The sequence below is a fragment of the Methylocaldum marinum genome (genome assembly GCF_003584645.1).
Lineage (GTDB): Bacteria > Pseudomonadota > Gammaproteobacteria > Methylococcales > Methylococcaceae > Methylocaldum > Methylocaldum marinum.
Genome location: NZ_AP017928.1, coordinates 3493838 through 3510159, shown reverse-complemented (window position 1 = coordinate 3510159; position 16322 = coordinate 3493838). Strand labels below are relative to the sequence as shown.

Below are 16322 nucleotides of genomic sequence, written 5' to 3'. Positions count from 1 at the left end.
CTACGACGCCATGCCGGCGTAGTAGGGTGATGGCACCGTGGGATACGCCCGGAACACATGCACGAAAACCGCCTCAGTCTTGTCCCGTACGTCATCCTCTGAATAGGTCTCCGGCAACCCGGTGTTCTCGCTCCAGAGATAGTCCTGAATCGTCAGACGGACCGCGTCCCGGGTGGATTCCTTGTCGCGCCAATGATTGATCCGCAGTTTTTCCGCCTTAAGCGTTTCCAGCAGGTCAACGGCGACCGCCTTGATGCGTTTGATGTCACCAGACGTTAGGTTTGGCTTTCTCAGCAAGTCGAATACGGCGAGACTTTCCTCATCGAGCCCTTCCCGCACGGCGCGGCTCTCCTCATCGTCCATCTCGCCCATGATCTGCAGAAGCGCTTCAAAGGTCTTCTCGATGGTCACGCGATCCTTCTCGCGGTTGTACTCGGCGACAATTCCCTCGTAATGCCGTTGAAAATCGGTCCGCAAGGGATTCTGCTGGAGCAGACGCTGCAAGCGTTGTTCGATGGCGGTCTTCAGATTCTGCACGGTAGTGCGCTTGGCCGGACTGCGCTCGAACTCCCGGCGCAACCGGTCGAAATCGATCTTGCTGATATCGTATGGTGGCAACTCTTCGGCAACAGCCGGCCCAGTCTGTGTCTCAATCGCCTCATCCACGACCTGATGCAGCTGGCGGATGATATCGGTGATATCCGCCTGCTCACGGTCCTGTTGCAGGCTTTTATAGACGATGTTGATGGCGTCGAAGTCGCCCCGGCAATCATTGATTCCTTCGATGGTGATGCAGGCCTTGAACTTCGAGAACACCGCCCGGCACATCACTTCAAAGCGTTTTCTCGTCTCGTCGTTTTCGTTCGCGGCCTCCTTGGCCGCGAGAATTGCCGCATTCCTGGCAAAACCGGTCTGCCCCGTAATCTCGTCCAAAGACGCGTTTCGCTCCTCCAGAAAAGCCCGGACAAAGGCAATCGCTTCACGAAGATTGGCCAGCAGGTCTTCATCCGGCTTGGCCGGTTCGGTCTCGCCCCCCTCGCCATCGCGACCGTCATTGCCCATTCCGGCGAAGGTCGCCAACGCCTTGCGCAGATTCTTCAGGATGCCGCAGTAATCGACGATCATCCCGTTGTTCTTTCCTTCGCTCACCCGGTTTGCTCGGGCAATGGCCTGCATCAGCGTGTGCGCCTTGAGCGGCTTGTCCAAGTACAGGGTGGAGAGGCTGGGCACGTCAAAGCCGGTCAGCCACATGGCGCAGACGATGGCGACGCGAAAGGGGTGTTCCTCGACCTTGAATGCATCGTCCAATGACAGCCGCTGCATGTTCTGGAACTGCGGCTGTTTCCACATCGCCTCGGGCAGGTCGATGCCTTCCTTAATCAGGCGACGGTGCGGGGTGATGTCCAGCTCCCACTTGCGGAACTTCTCGACCTCGCCCTGTTCCTCGCTGACCACGACCGCCATCTGCGTCTGGCGCATCCACTCGATCTGGCGTCGCCGGTACTGTTGCTCACCCCATCCCTGGCGTTCGCCCTTCGGGCCAGCCTCCGGCTGTCCAAAATCGCTCCCGGCGATTTTGTCGTTCTGCTCATCCGTGGCTTTGGGCAACTGCGCTTCCAACTCGCCGATTCTCTGGTTCCAATAGAACTCGATCAGCTTGTGCATGCGGACGCAGGTGATCTTGTCGATGCAGACCAGCATCGCCTTGCCGGTTTCCCACGCCGTGGAATAGTGGCGCACAAAATCGCGGGCAACCTGGTCGAGGCGTTTCCCGGCCGTGATGATGTGATAGTCGCGCTTGAGCTCCTGCTCCAGGCGCTGCTCCACATCGATATCGCCCGTCTCCAGTTCTTCCAGTTTCTCGGCGATCCGCTCGTTCAGATCGCCGACCGCCACGCCGAGTTTGTCGCCACGCGCGTCGTAGTAGAGCGGCACCGTGGCCTTGTCCTCCACGGCCCGCTGGAAATCGTAGGTGGAGACGTAATCGCCGAACACCCGTCGGGTGATCTCGTCGTCCTTAAAGAGCGGCGTGCCGGTGAAACCGATATAGTTGGCGTTTGGCAGGGCATTGCGCATGTTGAGCGCCAGCGTGCCGTACTGGGTGCGGTGGGCCTCGTCGGTGATAACGATGAGATCGTCACGCCGGGAGTAGGCATCCCCTTCGACCACGGTCTGATTGAATTTCTGGATCAGTGAAAAGACATGCGACTTGTGCTGGGCCAGCAGCTGGGCGAGATGCTCGCCACTCGCTGCCCGGCACGGGTCGCGGTCGTTGTCCACCACGCCGCATCCGGCAAAGGTCTTGTAGATCTGCGTATCCAGGTCATCGCGGTCGGTGAGGATCAGGAAGGTGAAGTTGCCGCCCAGCTTGCGATGGACCTTGCGGGTGAAGAGCACCATGGAATAGCTCTTGCCCGACCCTTGGGTATGCCAGAATACCCCCAGCTTGCCGTTCCGGCTCTTCCTGTCGCGCACCGCCTCGATGGCCCGGTTGACGCCGAGGAACTGGTGGTTGCGGGCCAGAATCTTCCGCGATTCCCCGGCCGAGTCGTCGAAAACAATGAAGTTCTCCACCAGGTCCAGGAAATTGGCTTTCGCGCAGACCCCCTTGAGCAGCGTCTCCATGGCCACCACACCCGGCTGATTCTCGGCCAACCGTTTCCACTCGTGGAAATGCTCGAACCGGCTGGTGAGCGAACCGAGTTTGGCATCCACCCCGTTGGCCAGCACCACCATGGCATTGTGATGAAACAGATGCGGGACGGTGTCCTTGTAGTCCAGGAAGTTCTGCTCGTAGGCGGCGCGGATATCCTTGCTGACGTTCTTCAGCTCCATGAACAGCAGCGGCAGACCGTTGACGAACCCGACGATATCCGCCCGGCGGCGATACAGATCACCCCGCAACCACAGCTCTCGAACACAAAGGAAATGGTTGTTCTCGGGATTATCGAAATCGAACACCCGCAACCGCTGGCGCACCCGCTCGTCCTTGGCGTTGCGAAAGGTGACCTGCGCGCCGTCCTTGATCAGTTCGTATTTCTCCCGATTGGTGGCGGCCATGGTTTGAGAGGCGGAAACCGCGACAATCTGGCGGACAGCATCGTCATAGGCCGAAGCCGGTAGTCCGGGATTCAGTTCCTCGATCTTGGCCCGCAGGGTGCGGGTCAACACCACCTCGCGGTCCGATTCCCGGCCCAGCAGGCTGTCCGGCCCGAAATCCTCGTTGTTGTAGGCGTACACCGACTGCCAGCCAAGCTCCTTCTCCAGGTACTCGGCGGTGGTCTGCTGGACGAGAGTGTCTTCGGTGTAGGGGGCGGGGGTCATTCAATCACCTCCCAGTGGCCGGTTTTTTTGGAGCCCACACGCCGCAGGATACCAACATCCTTCAGTTTTCCTATATTACGCATGACGGTGGTGCGGTCCTTTTGGGTCATCTCCGCCAGTTCGTCATAGGAAATAGCCGGATTTGAACGAATAAAATCCAGCAATTGCACCTGAATCGCGGATAAAGATGCTTTTAAAGGTGCGGGCCGCCCCTTTATCTGCACCTTTAATGCACCTTTATCCTCTAATTCCAGCTCTTCCACCGCCTTCCGGTGAACCGTGGCGGTGAACAAACAGCCATCGTGGTCATCGCTAAAGTCGATGGTAGGCCATTTCTCCAGAGCCCTTTTGATGCCCGAACCCAGCCCGTGGTAGGGCAGCAGCCCCTTGGCGACATAGGAAACCAGGATCGGGTTGCGGATATTGGAGTTTCCGGCCCGGATCTTCTCCACCGTCAGGTTGTTGGGCAGATGGCCGGGGCTGATGATCTCGATGCGGTTGTCGAAGACAAACAGGCGGATCGGGGCGCTGACCAGGTAATCCCGGTGCACCAGGGCATTGACCAGCAGCTCCTCGAAAACCGCCTCGGGAATCTCCGGCAGGCCAGGCGCATTCACCCCGCGCCCGGCCTGCACCTTGTGCAGGTTACGCATGATAAAAGCGAGCGCACCCTCAAAAAGCTTGGGCAGCGGGCCGGAAAAGTCCTCGGTGTCGAGGTAGTCGGTGGCGTGAATTTTGTTGCCGGGATAGCGGATCGCCTTGACCACAAACTGCGGCACGATCCATTCCGGCTGCTCGGCAAACAGCAGCACCCCGGCCAGGTTCAACCTGCCGTCATCGGTGGCCAGATTCATGTTCTGCAGCAGCCGAGTCAGCTCGGCGGGGGAATCGGGGTACTCCTGTTTATAGACATCCCGCAGGAAATCGCGAAAGCGCAGCTTATCCAGCTTGTCGATGCCTGCCTTGGTGGGCAGTTCGTCGGCGTGAAACTGGTTGGTGAACTGAAACAGGCGGCGCAGTTCCTCCTTGGAGTTCACCCGCCGCTTGTCGGCTCCGGCCTTGAGCCAGATCACCCCGTTCTTGTCGAAGTAAGGCTTGTCGATCCCCTTGGGCACGGTCAGCACGATGACGATACAGCCGTTTTCCAGCGCCACATTCTCAGTCTGCACCGCCAAAGGGCTGCGCACCAGATGGCTGGCGGCATTGCTGATGAGCTGATTGATGCGGGCCACATCCTGCGCCGATAACCCAGACACCGAGCCGTCGTCAGCCACACCGATAAAGATGGTGCCGCCATTGGTGTTGGCAAAAGCCGCCATCTCCGAGGCCAGGGAGTCGGCATTCTTCACATCCGCCTTGAACTGGCGGGTGGAGTCTTCGCCGAGGGCGATTTGGGATAGGAGGTCGGACCGATTCATACCATCTATGCCTCCATGCCATATTCGGCGATCGGTTCCCGAACTTCGTTGGGGCGACCGGCTGGTCGCCCGTACAGGGGTGATGGATGCAATTTGTCCAATTCCCATTGCGCCGGGTTGTTGTGGATGTATTCCCGAATGCGGTTCAATTCCGGTTCATTGCGGACGATGTGTTCCCAATAATTGCGCTGCCATAATTTCGCGCCGGGGGATTGTCGCAATTCGTTGATGCGTTTGGTGACGGCGGATTTGAACCCGGCCATGACCGCACCAATGGACCGTGGTTGCGGTCCCGTAGGGGCGACCCGCCGGTCGCCCTGTTCGCCCGATATCGTGGTGCCATTCATGGGGGCGACCCCATCCACGGGGGCGACCGGCCGGTCGCCCCTACCATCGGTAATCACCAATATCCCGTGAAAATGGTTGGGCATCACAACCCATGCGTCCAATTCGATTTCGTCGCGGATTTCTGCGGTTTTCAACCATTCGCCGGCAACAATCTGACCTGCGTCGTTCAACCGCATTTCGCCGTTTACGATTTCCCCGAACAAACATTCCCGGTTGTGGGTGCAGAGGGTGACAAAATAGGCCCCGGCCTGGGAATAATCGTATCCCTGGAGCCGGATGGAACGGCGGTTTCGTTGGGGCGACCGGCCCTGATCGCAGCCGGGGGCGCGACCCGTAGGGGCGACCGGCCGGTCGCCCGTACATTGGGCAGGATCGTATTTGCCATGCATTGCAGAGGATAGGGTTTTCATACCGCCACCTCCCCGTTCATCAGTTTGGGCAGGAGAAGGTCGCGGGCTTTGGCTAGTCGAGCATTACCAATCGTCAGGTTCTCTATTTGATCAAAAACTGGCTTGGCAAAATCAGAAAACAGATTCAACAGTTGCTTGGATGGAATAACAACTTTAATCCCAGAAAATTTTGATTTGTTCACATTGGCCATGGTCGCACCGCCGCCCATTCCTTCAAGCAAAGGCTTCAATTCCTTAGCCATGAAGTAAGCCCAATATGTGACTAAGTCGCTGGTAGGTACAATGCTATTGATCTGCTGGTTAGTTTGTGCAGGTGAAGCGTTGAATGCCACAGCTCCAACTGTCCCGATGCAAGAAACAAGAATAGACCGTGGTGGTAGTGTCTTGTTGGCTTGGGTTTTAGCCCCTTCTTCCGAAAGCGATTCTTCTGTATGAACAACAATTGCATTGCCGTGCATGTCTGGAGTTTTGATGAAGGGTAAATCGCTCCCGAAATTCTCTGGCTTCTTTTTGCTAGGAGTCTTCCCAGTTATGACTTCTCCCAAGTCACCTATCGTCCCAATTTGCCACCCCTCCGGCACGCCGTCGATGATTTGGGTGTGTTCGTGGCCGGGGAAGCGGAGGTGGACGAACCATTCCTTGTAGAGCAGCCGCGCCGCCTGCTCCAGCAGCTGAATCCGCCGCCGGTTGTTCTCGATCAGGTCGTCGTAGGCGGAGAGGACCGAAGAAATTTGACTCTGAAGTTTGATTGATGGTAACGGAAGTTTGATCTTCTTCATGTCGCGAATCGGAAGTTGCGGTTGGGCAACTCCACTTCGCAAAGAATTAACTTGGCCGAAAAAAGATGGTGATCTTAGAAAATGGTAAAGGTAGACGGGCAGAATATTTTCAGTATCGCATCGCAGAATGACCATTCCAGAGTTAATTCTCATATGTTCATACTGAACAACGTCACTGTAATAGGCCGAATTTCCTATTGTGCCCCTTGTTGTTAAAACGACATCGTCGCGACGAAGCTTACCTTTACGGAGAGCTGCGTCTTTCTGTTCTGAGATGAACTGGCAATCAGAAAAATCGAAACCGCTTTTAGTTACATTGGTCGCGCTCAAGAAAAGACAGTGCCCTTCAGAAGCAAATTCATTTTGCTTTGGGTAATTCTTTCCCCGGTCGCCATCAATGATATCGAAAGGGGCAAATTCAAAATCTGTCAGCACAGAGCTTGTCATACCCCCAGCTCCTCAAAATTCTTTTTGATCGTCGCGGCCAGTTGCACCGCCTCGGCGTTCAGGTCCTCCAACTCCACATGAATATCGCGCAGGGCCTCCTCGAAGTCGAAATCCTCGTCCTCTTCTTCCGGCGCGACTCCGACATAACGGCCGGGGGTGAGGCTCCAGTCGTTGGCCTCGATCTCGGCCCGGTCCACCAGTTTGACCAGCCCTTCCACATCGCGCAGTTTCGCCTCGGGGAAACGTTCGGTGAGCCAGTGGGCCTGCTTCCAGAAGTAGCGCACCTGCTTGAGCTGTTCCACGGCCAGGGCGCGCGCCTCGTCGGCCGCCTTGCGGGCGCGGGTGATATCACGGCCCGCCCAGGCGTCGCTGTCGCGGGCATTGCATTCGTTCTCGCAGGTTTCGATCAGGCGGCAGGCGAGTTTGTAGAGCAGGTCGGTCTGCTTAACCAGATCACGGCTGGTCTCGGCCAGGGTTGCAAGGTGGTCCACGGCCTTCTTGAGCTCGCCGTTGGTGGTCTTCTGTTGCCCCCAGGCCGCCTGCTGTTCACTGACGGTCTTTCGGAAAGAATCCACATCCGCCTTGAACAGCGGGATGGCGTCATCCAGTTCCTGTTGGGGCGACCCGCCGGTCGCCCGTACATCATGGGGCGCGTCCTTGGCGAGAGTCTTGAGGAAGGGTTCGACCGCGCCACGCAGCGTGGTCAGCGCACCGATGAAATCCGGTAGGGGCGACCCGCCGGTCGCCCGTACGCAGGCCGCGCCCTCGGCCAGCATGCGCTGGCAGTAGCCCGCCACGAGATCGAGATAGCGCCCGGTCTCGCCCCGGTAGAGCCAGACGATGGCCAGGATGTTCTGCTCCTGCTCGGGGGAAAAGTCGAAAATCTTACGGGTGACTTTTCGATAAATGTTGCGGGCGTCGATCATCAGCACCTTGTCGCGGTACTCTTCGGGCTTGGCGCGGTTGAGGAACCAGAGCTCGCAGGGGACGGTGCGGGTGTAGAAGAAGTTGGAGCGGATGGCGACCATGACGTCCACGTCGCCGGTCTCCACCAGGTCGCGCCCGGCGCTGGAGGCCTGGGACGACATGACGAATCCGGCCCTGCTCGTTCAGGTAGCTGTAGAAGTAGCTGATCCAGACGTAGTTGCCGTTGCTGACCTTGCCCTTCTTGTTGACACCGGGCAGGCCGAAGGGCAGGCGCGGATCGCTCTTGACCTTGTCGGCGTCGATCTCATCCACATTGAAGGGCGGATTGGCCATGACGAAGTCGGCCTTGCGCAGCAGCTCGTGGGGGTCTTCGTAGTAGGTGATCGATTTCTGGATGTCGCCTTCCAGGCCATGCACCGACAGATTCATCTTGGCCAGGCGGATGGTGGTGGCGTTCTTTTCCAGGCCGTAGAAGGTGAGCTTCTCGGTGGGGTTTTCGTGGCGCCGCTCGACCACCCGGGCGCTCTGCACGAACATGCCGCCCGAGCCGCAGGCCGGGTCGAGCACCGTGCCGCCCTCCGGTTCGATGACGTTGGCGATCAGCGAGACCAGCGAAACCGGGGTGAAGAACTCGCCGCCGTCGTGGGCCTTCTGGTCGGTGAACTGGGTCAGGAAGTATTCGTAGATACGGCCGAAGACATCGCCGGAGACGCGCTTGAGCTCCTCGGGGTTGAGAGTGCGCAGCAGCTGGCCGAGCACGGCGTTGTCGAGCTCCTGATACTCGCTCTTGGGCAGCACGCCGCGCAGGTTCTCGTAGTCGGCCTCGATGGACTCCATGGCGTCGATAATCGCCTTGACGCGGTCCGCGCTGTCGGGCAGGGCCACCAGGGTGTCGAACTGGGCCTTGGGCTGCAGGAAAATGGCGCTCTTCTGCGAAAAATCCTCCTTGGTCAGCGGCCGGGTCTTGCCGCCGCGCGTCGGCAGGCCCGCTTCGATAGCATCCTTAACGCCCAGAAAGCGGCTGTAGGCGTGGCGCAGAAAGACCAGGCCCATGACCGGCAGGAAATATTCGTTACTGGCGTAGTTGGAGTTGGCCCGCAGGGTATCCGCCGCGCTCCAGAGCCGCTTTTCAATGGCTTCGATGTGTTCAAGGTGGGCCATGCTTACGCTTCCCTCCCAAAATACGTTTTATGCAGGGCTTCGCCCTTGTCCCCCAGGCTGCGCAGCAGGCTCTCTATCTTTTCCAGTGCCAGCGGCGACGGCTTGGCGCGGTCGTTTTCCCAGCGGTTGATCGTGGGGAAGGTCACGCCGAGTTTGGCTGCGAACTTTTCCTGAGTCAGGCCGGTGAGTTTCCGAAGCTCACGGACCAGCCTTGCCATACTGTGTTGCTCGTCCAATGGATTTCTCCTTGATGAATCTTCTGATGTACTGGCGGCGCCATTCATAATGTCTGATTTATCACTTGATATATCATCCATAGGGCCGCAAATGTCAAGCGCGACCTTGAAATCCTTGCGGAAATTCTCGTGCATCAAGGCAATTTCAAATTCCCCCCGACACATTCCAACTTCACCTGGTAAATCCGCAGGGAAGCAATCAGAACCCACAACGAGAAGCGACTGACCCTGGACATCGACGACTTGTTTGACGGAATCATGAAGAATATCAACCAATTTGCCGACGAAATCGCCGAACAGCGATTGCAGGAAAAAATGCAGGACACCGGACGAGGTCCGGAGAATGGGGGTAAGAATGCAGAGAATTTTGAGGCGAAAGAGAAGCGGGGGATGACGGATTTCCCGAAAAGGGAGTGATCGGGGCGGTAGCGCCGACACCCGGAAAGCGGCGTAAGTCGCTGACAATCCGCAGAAAAAGAAAACCCGCCCAGCAATCGGACGCGGTTGGTGGGCGGGTTTTCTTTTTAAATGGTGGAGCAGAGCGGAATCGAACCCTTGTCCTCGACATTGCTCATGTCGGGCTGGTACCGGCCCTGTTTCGCGCCTTCGTCGTCGCTGCTATTTCAGCCTTTTGGTACCCCTGGTCCCTGGTCAGGCATAGCATCGCTGCATTGCTGGACGATGCGGCATTCGGCTTCGAAAAGCCTCCCGAAGGCGGCTTTCAATATGCGCCGAACATTTTCCGCGCCAGTTGGCGAGCCGGCGAAGGTCCGTATTCGCGGAGGTATTTGTCGATGTCGGCGGATGCGGCGTTCTGTTTCAGCGAATACATCAGCCCGAGAAATTTGGTCACGTGGGTCGACAAGCGAGACGACTTGTCGGGATTGTTCTGCCAACGATGCCTCAACTCGTCGAGCGTCGAGCTCAGCGTTTTGTCGGCAATGCTCCATTCGGCCGTCACCTTGTGCAGTTCGCGCCAGCGCGAGAAAACCCAGTAGACGTAGAGCCTGCTGGGCACGTAGCCTTCGTACCAGGCCAGGAACTGATCGAATTGCAAGCTCCAAAACCTATCGAAGAACATGTCGGCCTCGACGTCGATGCGCTGCTGCGACCAAGCCCCTTGAACGGCGGCGGCCTTCTCGCTCTGGGCCGTTAGCAGTTCGGTTCTTTTCTTCTGCAATTCGTCGAATTGCTTATGAAAATGAATGATCAGGTCCGCCTGTTTATTTCTTATTCCGAAACGCGCGTTCGCATAAATCACGATCAATGAGAGGCATGCGGTGACGATCGGGATGAGCTTCCAGTAGAAGATATCGGTTTCGGCTGTCATTTTGCTTTCCTGAAATTATTGTGCCCCGCGAGGTTTTTACAGCAACTGCCTTTGCAAATGGTCCAGGACTCGGCGCCGCGTATCGATGCCCTGCGACAAGGCGGCTTCATATTCGAAAGTCAGCGTGGAGTGGCCGGCGCCGGGGATTTCCACGAGCTCGAACCGCGGCGCACCGGAGGTCGTGGCGCCGGAAAAAGTTTGCCGCAACCGATCCATTCTCGGTTCGGGACAGAAACGGTCATGCTTGAACCGTAAGCCGAGCAGCGTCACTTCGTAAGGGAGCTCGGCGACTGCGTTCAGCGTGTCGGGCTCCACATCGAGCCCGCATTTGTCGAAAAACGGGAGGCTGGGCTGCGCAGCGACGGGAGCCAAAAGCGCGGGTTCCAGCATCATCGTCAGGACGAAACCGCCGGTGAAGCACATGCCGATAGCACCCACGCCCTTGCCCCCGCAGTCCGCATGAACGTTCCGGCAGAGGCCTCGCAAGGCCGCCGTAATCGGGCTGGATTTCCCGTTCGCGAAGCAATTGAATTCGTGGCGAATGCAGAGCAGCGGTGATTTCAGGAATCCACGGTTCAGGGGTTGCAGAGGAGAACCGAATAACAGGGGCATGACCACATGAAAGCCGTTTGCCGCGATGAAATCGGCGAATTCCACCGTTTCCGACGTCAAGCCCGGCAGTTCGTGCAGCAAAATGACGCCGGGTCCGGTGCCTTTGCGGAAGATCCGGAAAGAAAATTCGCCATGGGAGAAGGACTGTTCTTCGAAACCGGGAACGGCGCTCATGGATTCCGCTCCGGCTCGATCCGGCGCGCGGCATTTCGGCCGGTTCGGCCGCGAGCGGCGCCGAGGCTGCCGGGTGGCAAGCCGCGCGCCAGGGGGGATATCGGCGTTTTCATTTCAACGGTGCCCCAAGGATTTTCGTCGACGATGTTGATCGGTAGCAACTGAGCTATTAATCCGGCCCTTAAATACCCTATTGATTCCGTTCGGGCCGAGCTTGTCGAAGCCCCAAGCCGAGTGCCCTTCGACAAGCTCAGGGCGAACGTTATTTTGGGCCGGGTCAATAATACTAGCCCATTTCGTCACCTCCCTGTCACCGTTCGGTCACCTGCGCTGCGTACCATCTCGGCCCTGTTACAATCAACAGGGAGTGACTTATGAAACCGTCGAGCTTTGTCCGCGTTTTTACATTGACTCTAGCCGTGTTGATGACGACGACGCTGGCCCACGATGCCTTGGCGTTATCGCTCACTCGCGGTCCCTATCTGCAGATTGGCACACCCCACGGCGTCATCGTGCGCTGGCGTTCGGACGTGGCTTCCAACAGCCGCGTGCGGGTCGGCACCAGCCCGACGAATTTGACGCTCACTTTCGATGATGCGGCGTCGACCACGGAGCACATCGTACAGGTGAGCGGACTCGATCCGCAGACCAAGTATTACTACGCTATCGGTTCCACCACGCAGACGCTCTCGGGTGGTGACAGCAACACCTATTTCCACACCGCGCCAACCACCGGCACGCAGCAGCCGACGCGAATCTGGGTGATCGGCGACGCCGGCACCGGCAATTCCAACCAGGCCGCCGTGTACAACGCTTATCGCAATTTCACCGGGACCAATCCCACCCATTTATGGCTGCAGCTCGGCGACAATGCCTACAACGACGGTACCGACGCCGAATTTCAGTCGAAGATGTTCAACATGTATCCGGACATGCTCCGCCAGTCCGTGACCTGGCCGACCCTGGGCAATCACGACGGCCATTCGGCGGATTCGGCGACGCAGACCGGCCCCTATTACCAGATCTTTTCGCTGCCGCGGAACGCCGAAGCGGGCGGGGTAGCCTCGGGTACCGAGGCCTATTATTCCTTCGATTACGGCAATATCCATTTCATCGTGCTCGACTCTTACGACTCGAGCCGCTCGGTCGGCGGCCCGATGCTGAGCTGGCTGGAGTCCGATCTTCAGGCCTCCGGTGCGGACTGGAACATCGCCTACTGGCATCACCCGCCGTATTCCAAGGGTTCGCACGATTCCGACAGCGATACCGCCATGACCCAGATGCGTCAGAACGTCTTGCCGATCCTCGAAAATTACGGCGTCGACCTGGTTCTGACCGGGCACAGCCATTCCTATGAACGCTCGAAATTCATCGACGGCCATTACGGTTCGTCGTCGACCTTCAGCGATGCGACCCATGTCGTGCAGTCGGGCAGCGGCCGCACCGACGGCACCGGCGCCTATACCAAGACCGGCGTCGGCGTGGCGCACGCGGGCGCCGTGTACGCCGTGGCCGGCAGTTCGGGAAAAACCAGCGGCGGCACTTTGAATCATCCGGCCATGTACATTTCCCTGAATGAGCTGGGTTCGATGGTGCTGGACGTGAACGGCCTGACGCTGGACGCCAAGTTCCTCAACAACAACGGGACGGTGCGCGACTACTTCACCATGACCAAGGAGGGCGGAACCCCACCGCAGTTGGCGAATGTGAGCGGTCTGGTCTGGCAGGATACCGACGCGGACGGCATCCGCGAAACCGGTGAGAGCTTCCTGCAAGGGATCGAGGTGCGGCTCTACAGCGACGCCGACACGCTGGTGGCCACGCAGATCACCAACAGCAGCGGCGCTTATCAATTCTCGAGCGTGGCTGCCGGCAACTATTATGCGCAGTTCTTTGCGGGCGCACGCACCCTCTCGCCGCAGGACCAGGGCGGGAGCGACAGCGTCGACAGCGATGCGAATCCGGCCGACGGCAAGACGGCGGTGTTCGGCGCGAGCGCGGGCAGCAGCGTCGCCAACATCGATGCCGGCATGTACCTGGCCGGCGGGGAGCCGCAAACGGCGCAGTTGCAGGACGGCCTGAACGGCTATGCCGGCACGGCGGACACCTATGTCGCCAGCGGCAAGGCCGGCACCCACTACGGCACCTCCACAGCGGTTCTGGCCGACGGTTCGGACGGCAGCAACGGACGCCTCGTCGGCTTGATGGCCTGGGACGTTTCCTCGATTCCGTCGACCGCCACCGTGACCAACGCCACGGTGACCCTGCAGGTTTCGAACGCCAGCGCCGGAACCTACAATCTGTATGCGGCGGACACCGCCTGGACCGAAGGCGGCGCTACCTGGAACGGGGTTGATCCGCTGAACAACCAAGGGACGCTGATCGGCACCTTCCAGCCGTCTTCGACCGGAAGACACACCGTTCAGCTCAACGGCGCCGGAATTTCGCTGGTGCAGGGCTGGGTCAGCGGATCGGCCGCGAACAACGGTTTCATGATCGTGGACGACGGCAGCAGCGACGGCGTCGATCTGCGCTCGTCCGAATACGGGACCCAAGCGCAACGGCCGAAACTCACGGTGAACTATCAATAGTCCCCCGCAAGCCGTGCATGCGGACAATAAGACCGTGTGCACGGCGGTTATCGTACGACGGAAAAAATCATGCGGACACGAGCAATCCTTTTCACCGCGCTGCTGGGATACGCCGGCATCGCACTGTCCCACGGCGACGTACACGAACGCATTCGGGATCTCGATCACGAACTCGCCCATCACCCCAAGAACGCCGAACTGCTCATAAAGCGCGGCCGCTTGTTTCTCGAGGACGGTCACGCCGATGAAGCGCGCGACGACTTCGCCCGGGCGATCAAATCGGCCCCGAAACGGATCGAAGCCCTTTACCATCTCGCCCAGGCGCAGCTTATGCTGAACCAGCCGCAGGCCGCGCTGGCATCGGTGCAGCGATTTCTCCGGAAAGCGGGAAACGATGCCGCCAGGGCGCGCGGCCTGGTGCTGAGCGGCGAGATTCTGTCGGCATCGGATCAGCCGTTGGCCGCGGCCGAGGCGTACTTGGCGGCCGTCAAGCTTTCCAAGGAAGTAAAACCCGATCACGTGCTGTACGCGGCCGATGCCTTTCGCTCCGCCGGCAAAACCGGCAAGGCCATGGAAGTGCTGGACGACGGCATCGCGCGGCTCGGCCCCCTGCACGTACTGGCCGAACGGGCATTGATGCTGGAAATGGAAGAAGGACGGTACGAATCGGCCTTGCAGCGGGTCGACCGCATGCTCGCAAGCCGCCAGCGCGTTCCCTTTTTGCTTTACAAAAAAGGATTGATCCTCAAGGCGCTCACGCGCAGCGACGAGTCCAGGCGGACGTTCTCCGCCGCGCTCCGGGAAATCGACGCGCTACCGGGCTCCCGCAAACAAATCCGGGCGGTCGAGAATCTCCGAACTTCGCTGCTGGCCGAGTTGAACTAAGTACATGCCATGAATTGTGCGGAACGAGATTGCACACGTAGGTCGGCAATCCTTTGCCGACACCTCCGCCGGGTCAAGGGGTTCGTCGGCAAAGGATTGCCGACCTACGACGGTGCCGCTGTAGGTCGCGAATCCCTTCGCGACATTACGCCGCTCGGCCCGTGGCTTTCGTCTTGATTTCCCAGACGGGTACCTACGAATACTTCCGCGCGAAGCGATGCATTACAGACATTTCAAAACCAAGGGTGTGGACTACCGGGATGGGCTCCGAAAGACTTATCCGATCAAAGGAGGCGATCAGACCTTTTTCAGAAAGCAGGCCTTCAGCATGAAATTGCCGTTATCCATCTTGCAGTCCACTTCGTGATCTCCGCCGACCAGGCGGATGCTCTTGACCTTGGTGCCCATTTTCAGGGTGATGGACGATCCCTTTACTTTCAGATCCTTGATCAGCACGACCGAGTCGCCGTCGGACAGCACATTGCCGTTGGCATCCCGGATCACCGCATCCGTGTCGTCCTCGGTGTCCGTGGTTGGGTTGATCGGCCATTCATAGCCGCAGTCGGCGCACACATAGTTGTCGCCGTCCGGATAGGTGTTTTCCAAGGTGCATTGGGGGCAAGCCGGGATAGTGGACATGATTCCGCTCAAAAATAAGTAGGGGCGTGCATTATAAGGGATTAAGGGATTGGAAATTGCCGCACTGAACCGCGACGTCGATCGGGAGTTCTTTCCCGAGCTATCGGATTGCCGACGACTTATTCCAAATCGCTTTCAATAAGGCACCAATTTTCGTAGGGTGGGTTAGGCGCACATCATCACTCACCGATGACCCATCACTGCGCTTCGTGTGAGCCGTAACCCACCGGGCGACTTCCAATCGGTGGGTTACGCGGAGCCGAGGGGCCTGTCCTGAGCTCCGCCGAAGGGCTAAGCCACCATCGATGGGTTTCGCTTCACTCTACCTATCCTACGATTGATGTTCGGTCGAACGCCGGATGGAATTACCTCATGATCGACAAGTCGGTCCCGACGTTGCCCGGCCGTCATCTGCCCGGTCTCGGCGAGTCAGCGCCGCGCACCCAGGAACAGTCCACGCAGGGGCAGGCTCAAGGCCAAGGCGCCGAAAATCGCGGCCAGCGACTTGCCGGACAGGCGCTTCTCGTATCCGGGCGTGAGCCGTTCCGGAACCAGGTGATAATCCGTCAGATAGGCAAGGCCCGCGACGACCGCGCCGCCCGTCAATGCCCGGGCGACATCGCCCGATTCGGCGGCCCGGCCGAACCAGCGTTCGTAGAGCGACGCCCAGAGAACCGCCGCAGCGTGGTTCAGCACGAATCCGGTGCCCGTGTACTTGAGACTCGCATCGTGTTGCCGCGCCGCCCGGTCGCCCCAGGTGATGTGACTGACGGCGTTCAACGGCGCCACCGCGCCGGAACGCTCCGCTTTGCCGCAGGCCGCCGCCGCCAGCGCGGTGGCGATACCCACGATCGTCCCCGAGATCAGGGCATCGAAACTGCCATTGCTGCTCGTACGCATTGCCTTTCTCCCGCCGGCTCGCCAGCTGTTGTCATTTCCGGACCGATTGGCAGGTCGGCAATCCTTTGCCGACGTCCGGGTGCCGGGTGCCCGTCCGGCTGAGTTCGGGACCGGCTCTCCCGCGGTCCGCTCGAGATGCTT

The 16322-nt window shown here is 59.0% G+C and carries 13 protein-coding genes and 1 pseudogene; 3 read left to right on the top strand and 11 right to left on the bottom strand.

The features are described 5' to 3' along the window. The 7 genes and pseudogenes from sS8_RS15395 to sS8_RS28705 all read right to left on the bottom strand — a co-directional run bounded on the left by sS8_RS15395 (position 1) and on the right by sS8_RS28705 (position 9326). Complete coding sequence (locus tag sS8_RS15395) at positions 1-3324, bottom strand: type I restriction endonuclease subunit R (RefSeq protein ID WP_119630379.1); 3324 nt, start codon at positions 3322-3324, stop codon at positions 1-3. Continuing rightward, the gene (locus sS8_RS15390) at positions 3321-4742 is read right to left on the bottom strand and encodes an RNA-binding domain-containing protein (RefSeq protein ID WP_119630378.1); all 1422 of its coding nucleotides are present in this window, start codon (positions 4740-4742) and stop codon (positions 3321-3323) included. Before sS8_RS15390 ends, sS8_RS15395 begins: the two co-directional genes overlap by 4 nt. 5 nt (positions 4743-4747) lie before the next feature. Beyond that, entirely contained in the window at positions 4748-5500 is a 753-nt protein-coding gene (locus tag sS8_RS15385) for a transposase (protein WP_232020328.1), read from the bottom strand. After that, a complete protein-coding gene (locus sS8_RS15380) occupies positions 5497-6726 on the bottom strand; it encodes a restriction endonuclease subunit S (RefSeq protein WP_119630377.1) in 1230 nt (409 codons plus the stop codon). The genes sS8_RS15385 and sS8_RS15380 overlap by 4 nt, the downstream gene beginning before the upstream one ends. Further along, positions 6723-7754, bottom strand: coding sequence for an N-6 DNA methylase (locus sS8_RS29580; RefSeq protein WP_269461512.1), 1032 nt, complete (start codon positions 7752-7754; stop codon positions 6723-6725). Before sS8_RS29580 ends, sS8_RS15380 begins: the two co-directional genes overlap by 4 nt. Positions 7755-7866: 112 nt before the next feature. Then, positions 7867-8814 (bottom strand): annotated as a pseudogene (locus tag sS8_RS29575) (N-6 DNA methylase); the annotation flags it as partial. 2 nt (positions 8815-8816) lie between these two features. Further along, a complete protein-coding gene (locus sS8_RS28705) occupies positions 8817-9326 on the bottom strand; it encodes a helix-turn-helix domain-containing protein (protein ID WP_197716538.1) in 510 nt (169 codons plus the stop codon). Between sS8_RS28705 and sS8_RS15365 the strand changes: the two genes are divergently transcribed. Beyond that, entirely contained in the window at positions 9309-9467 is a 159-nt protein-coding gene (locus tag sS8_RS15365) for a hypothetical protein (protein WP_197716537.1), read from the top strand. The two genes, sS8_RS28705 and sS8_RS15365, sit on opposite strands and share 18 nt — an antisense overlap. Positions 9468-9771: 304 nt before the next feature. Here the strand turns inward: sS8_RS15365 and sS8_RS15360 are convergent, their stop codons facing one another. Together sS8_RS15360 and sS8_RS15355 are read right to left on the bottom strand one after the other, a co-directional pair. Beyond that, a complete protein-coding gene (locus sS8_RS15360) occupies positions 9772-10380 on the bottom strand; it encodes a hypothetical protein (protein ID WP_119630375.1) in 609 nt (202 codons plus the stop codon). 36 nt (positions 10381-10416) lie between these two features. Further along, positions 10417-11166, bottom strand: coding sequence for a dienelactone hydrolase family protein (locus tag sS8_RS15355; protein WP_119630374.1), 750 nt, complete (start codon positions 11164-11166; stop codon positions 10417-10419). Between the two features lie 374 nt (positions 11167-11540). Here sS8_RS15355 and sS8_RS15350 point away from each other — a divergent pair, with 374 nt between their 5' ends. After that, positions 11541-13757 carry a DNRLRE domain-containing protein gene (locus sS8_RS15350; protein WP_145986552.1) on the top strand — a complete coding sequence of 739 codons (2217 nt, stop codon included), beginning with the start codon at positions 11541-11543 and terminating at the stop codon, positions 13755-13757. A 69-nt stretch (positions 13758-13826) separates the two neighbouring features. Next, on the top strand, positions 13827-14642 hold the full coding sequence (locus sS8_RS15345) for a tetratricopeptide repeat protein (protein WP_119630372.1): 816 nt from the start codon (positions 13827-13829) through the stop codon (positions 14640-14642). Between the two features lie 297 nt (positions 14643-14939). On the opposite strand, the gene sS8_RS15340 is transcribed toward sS8_RS15345, so the two are convergent. Next, positions 14940-15281 (bottom strand): zinc ribbon domain-containing protein YjdM, encoded by a 342-nt coding sequence (locus sS8_RS15340; protein WP_119630371.1) that lies wholly within the window; start codon positions 15279-15281, stop codon positions 14940-14942. Between the two features lie 429 nt (positions 15282-15710). Next, on the bottom strand, positions 15711-16181 hold the full coding sequence (locus sS8_RS15335) for a hypothetical protein (RefSeq protein WP_119632825.1): 471 nt from the start codon (positions 16179-16181) through the stop codon (positions 15711-15713). Positions 16182-16322: the final 141 nt, after the last annotated feature.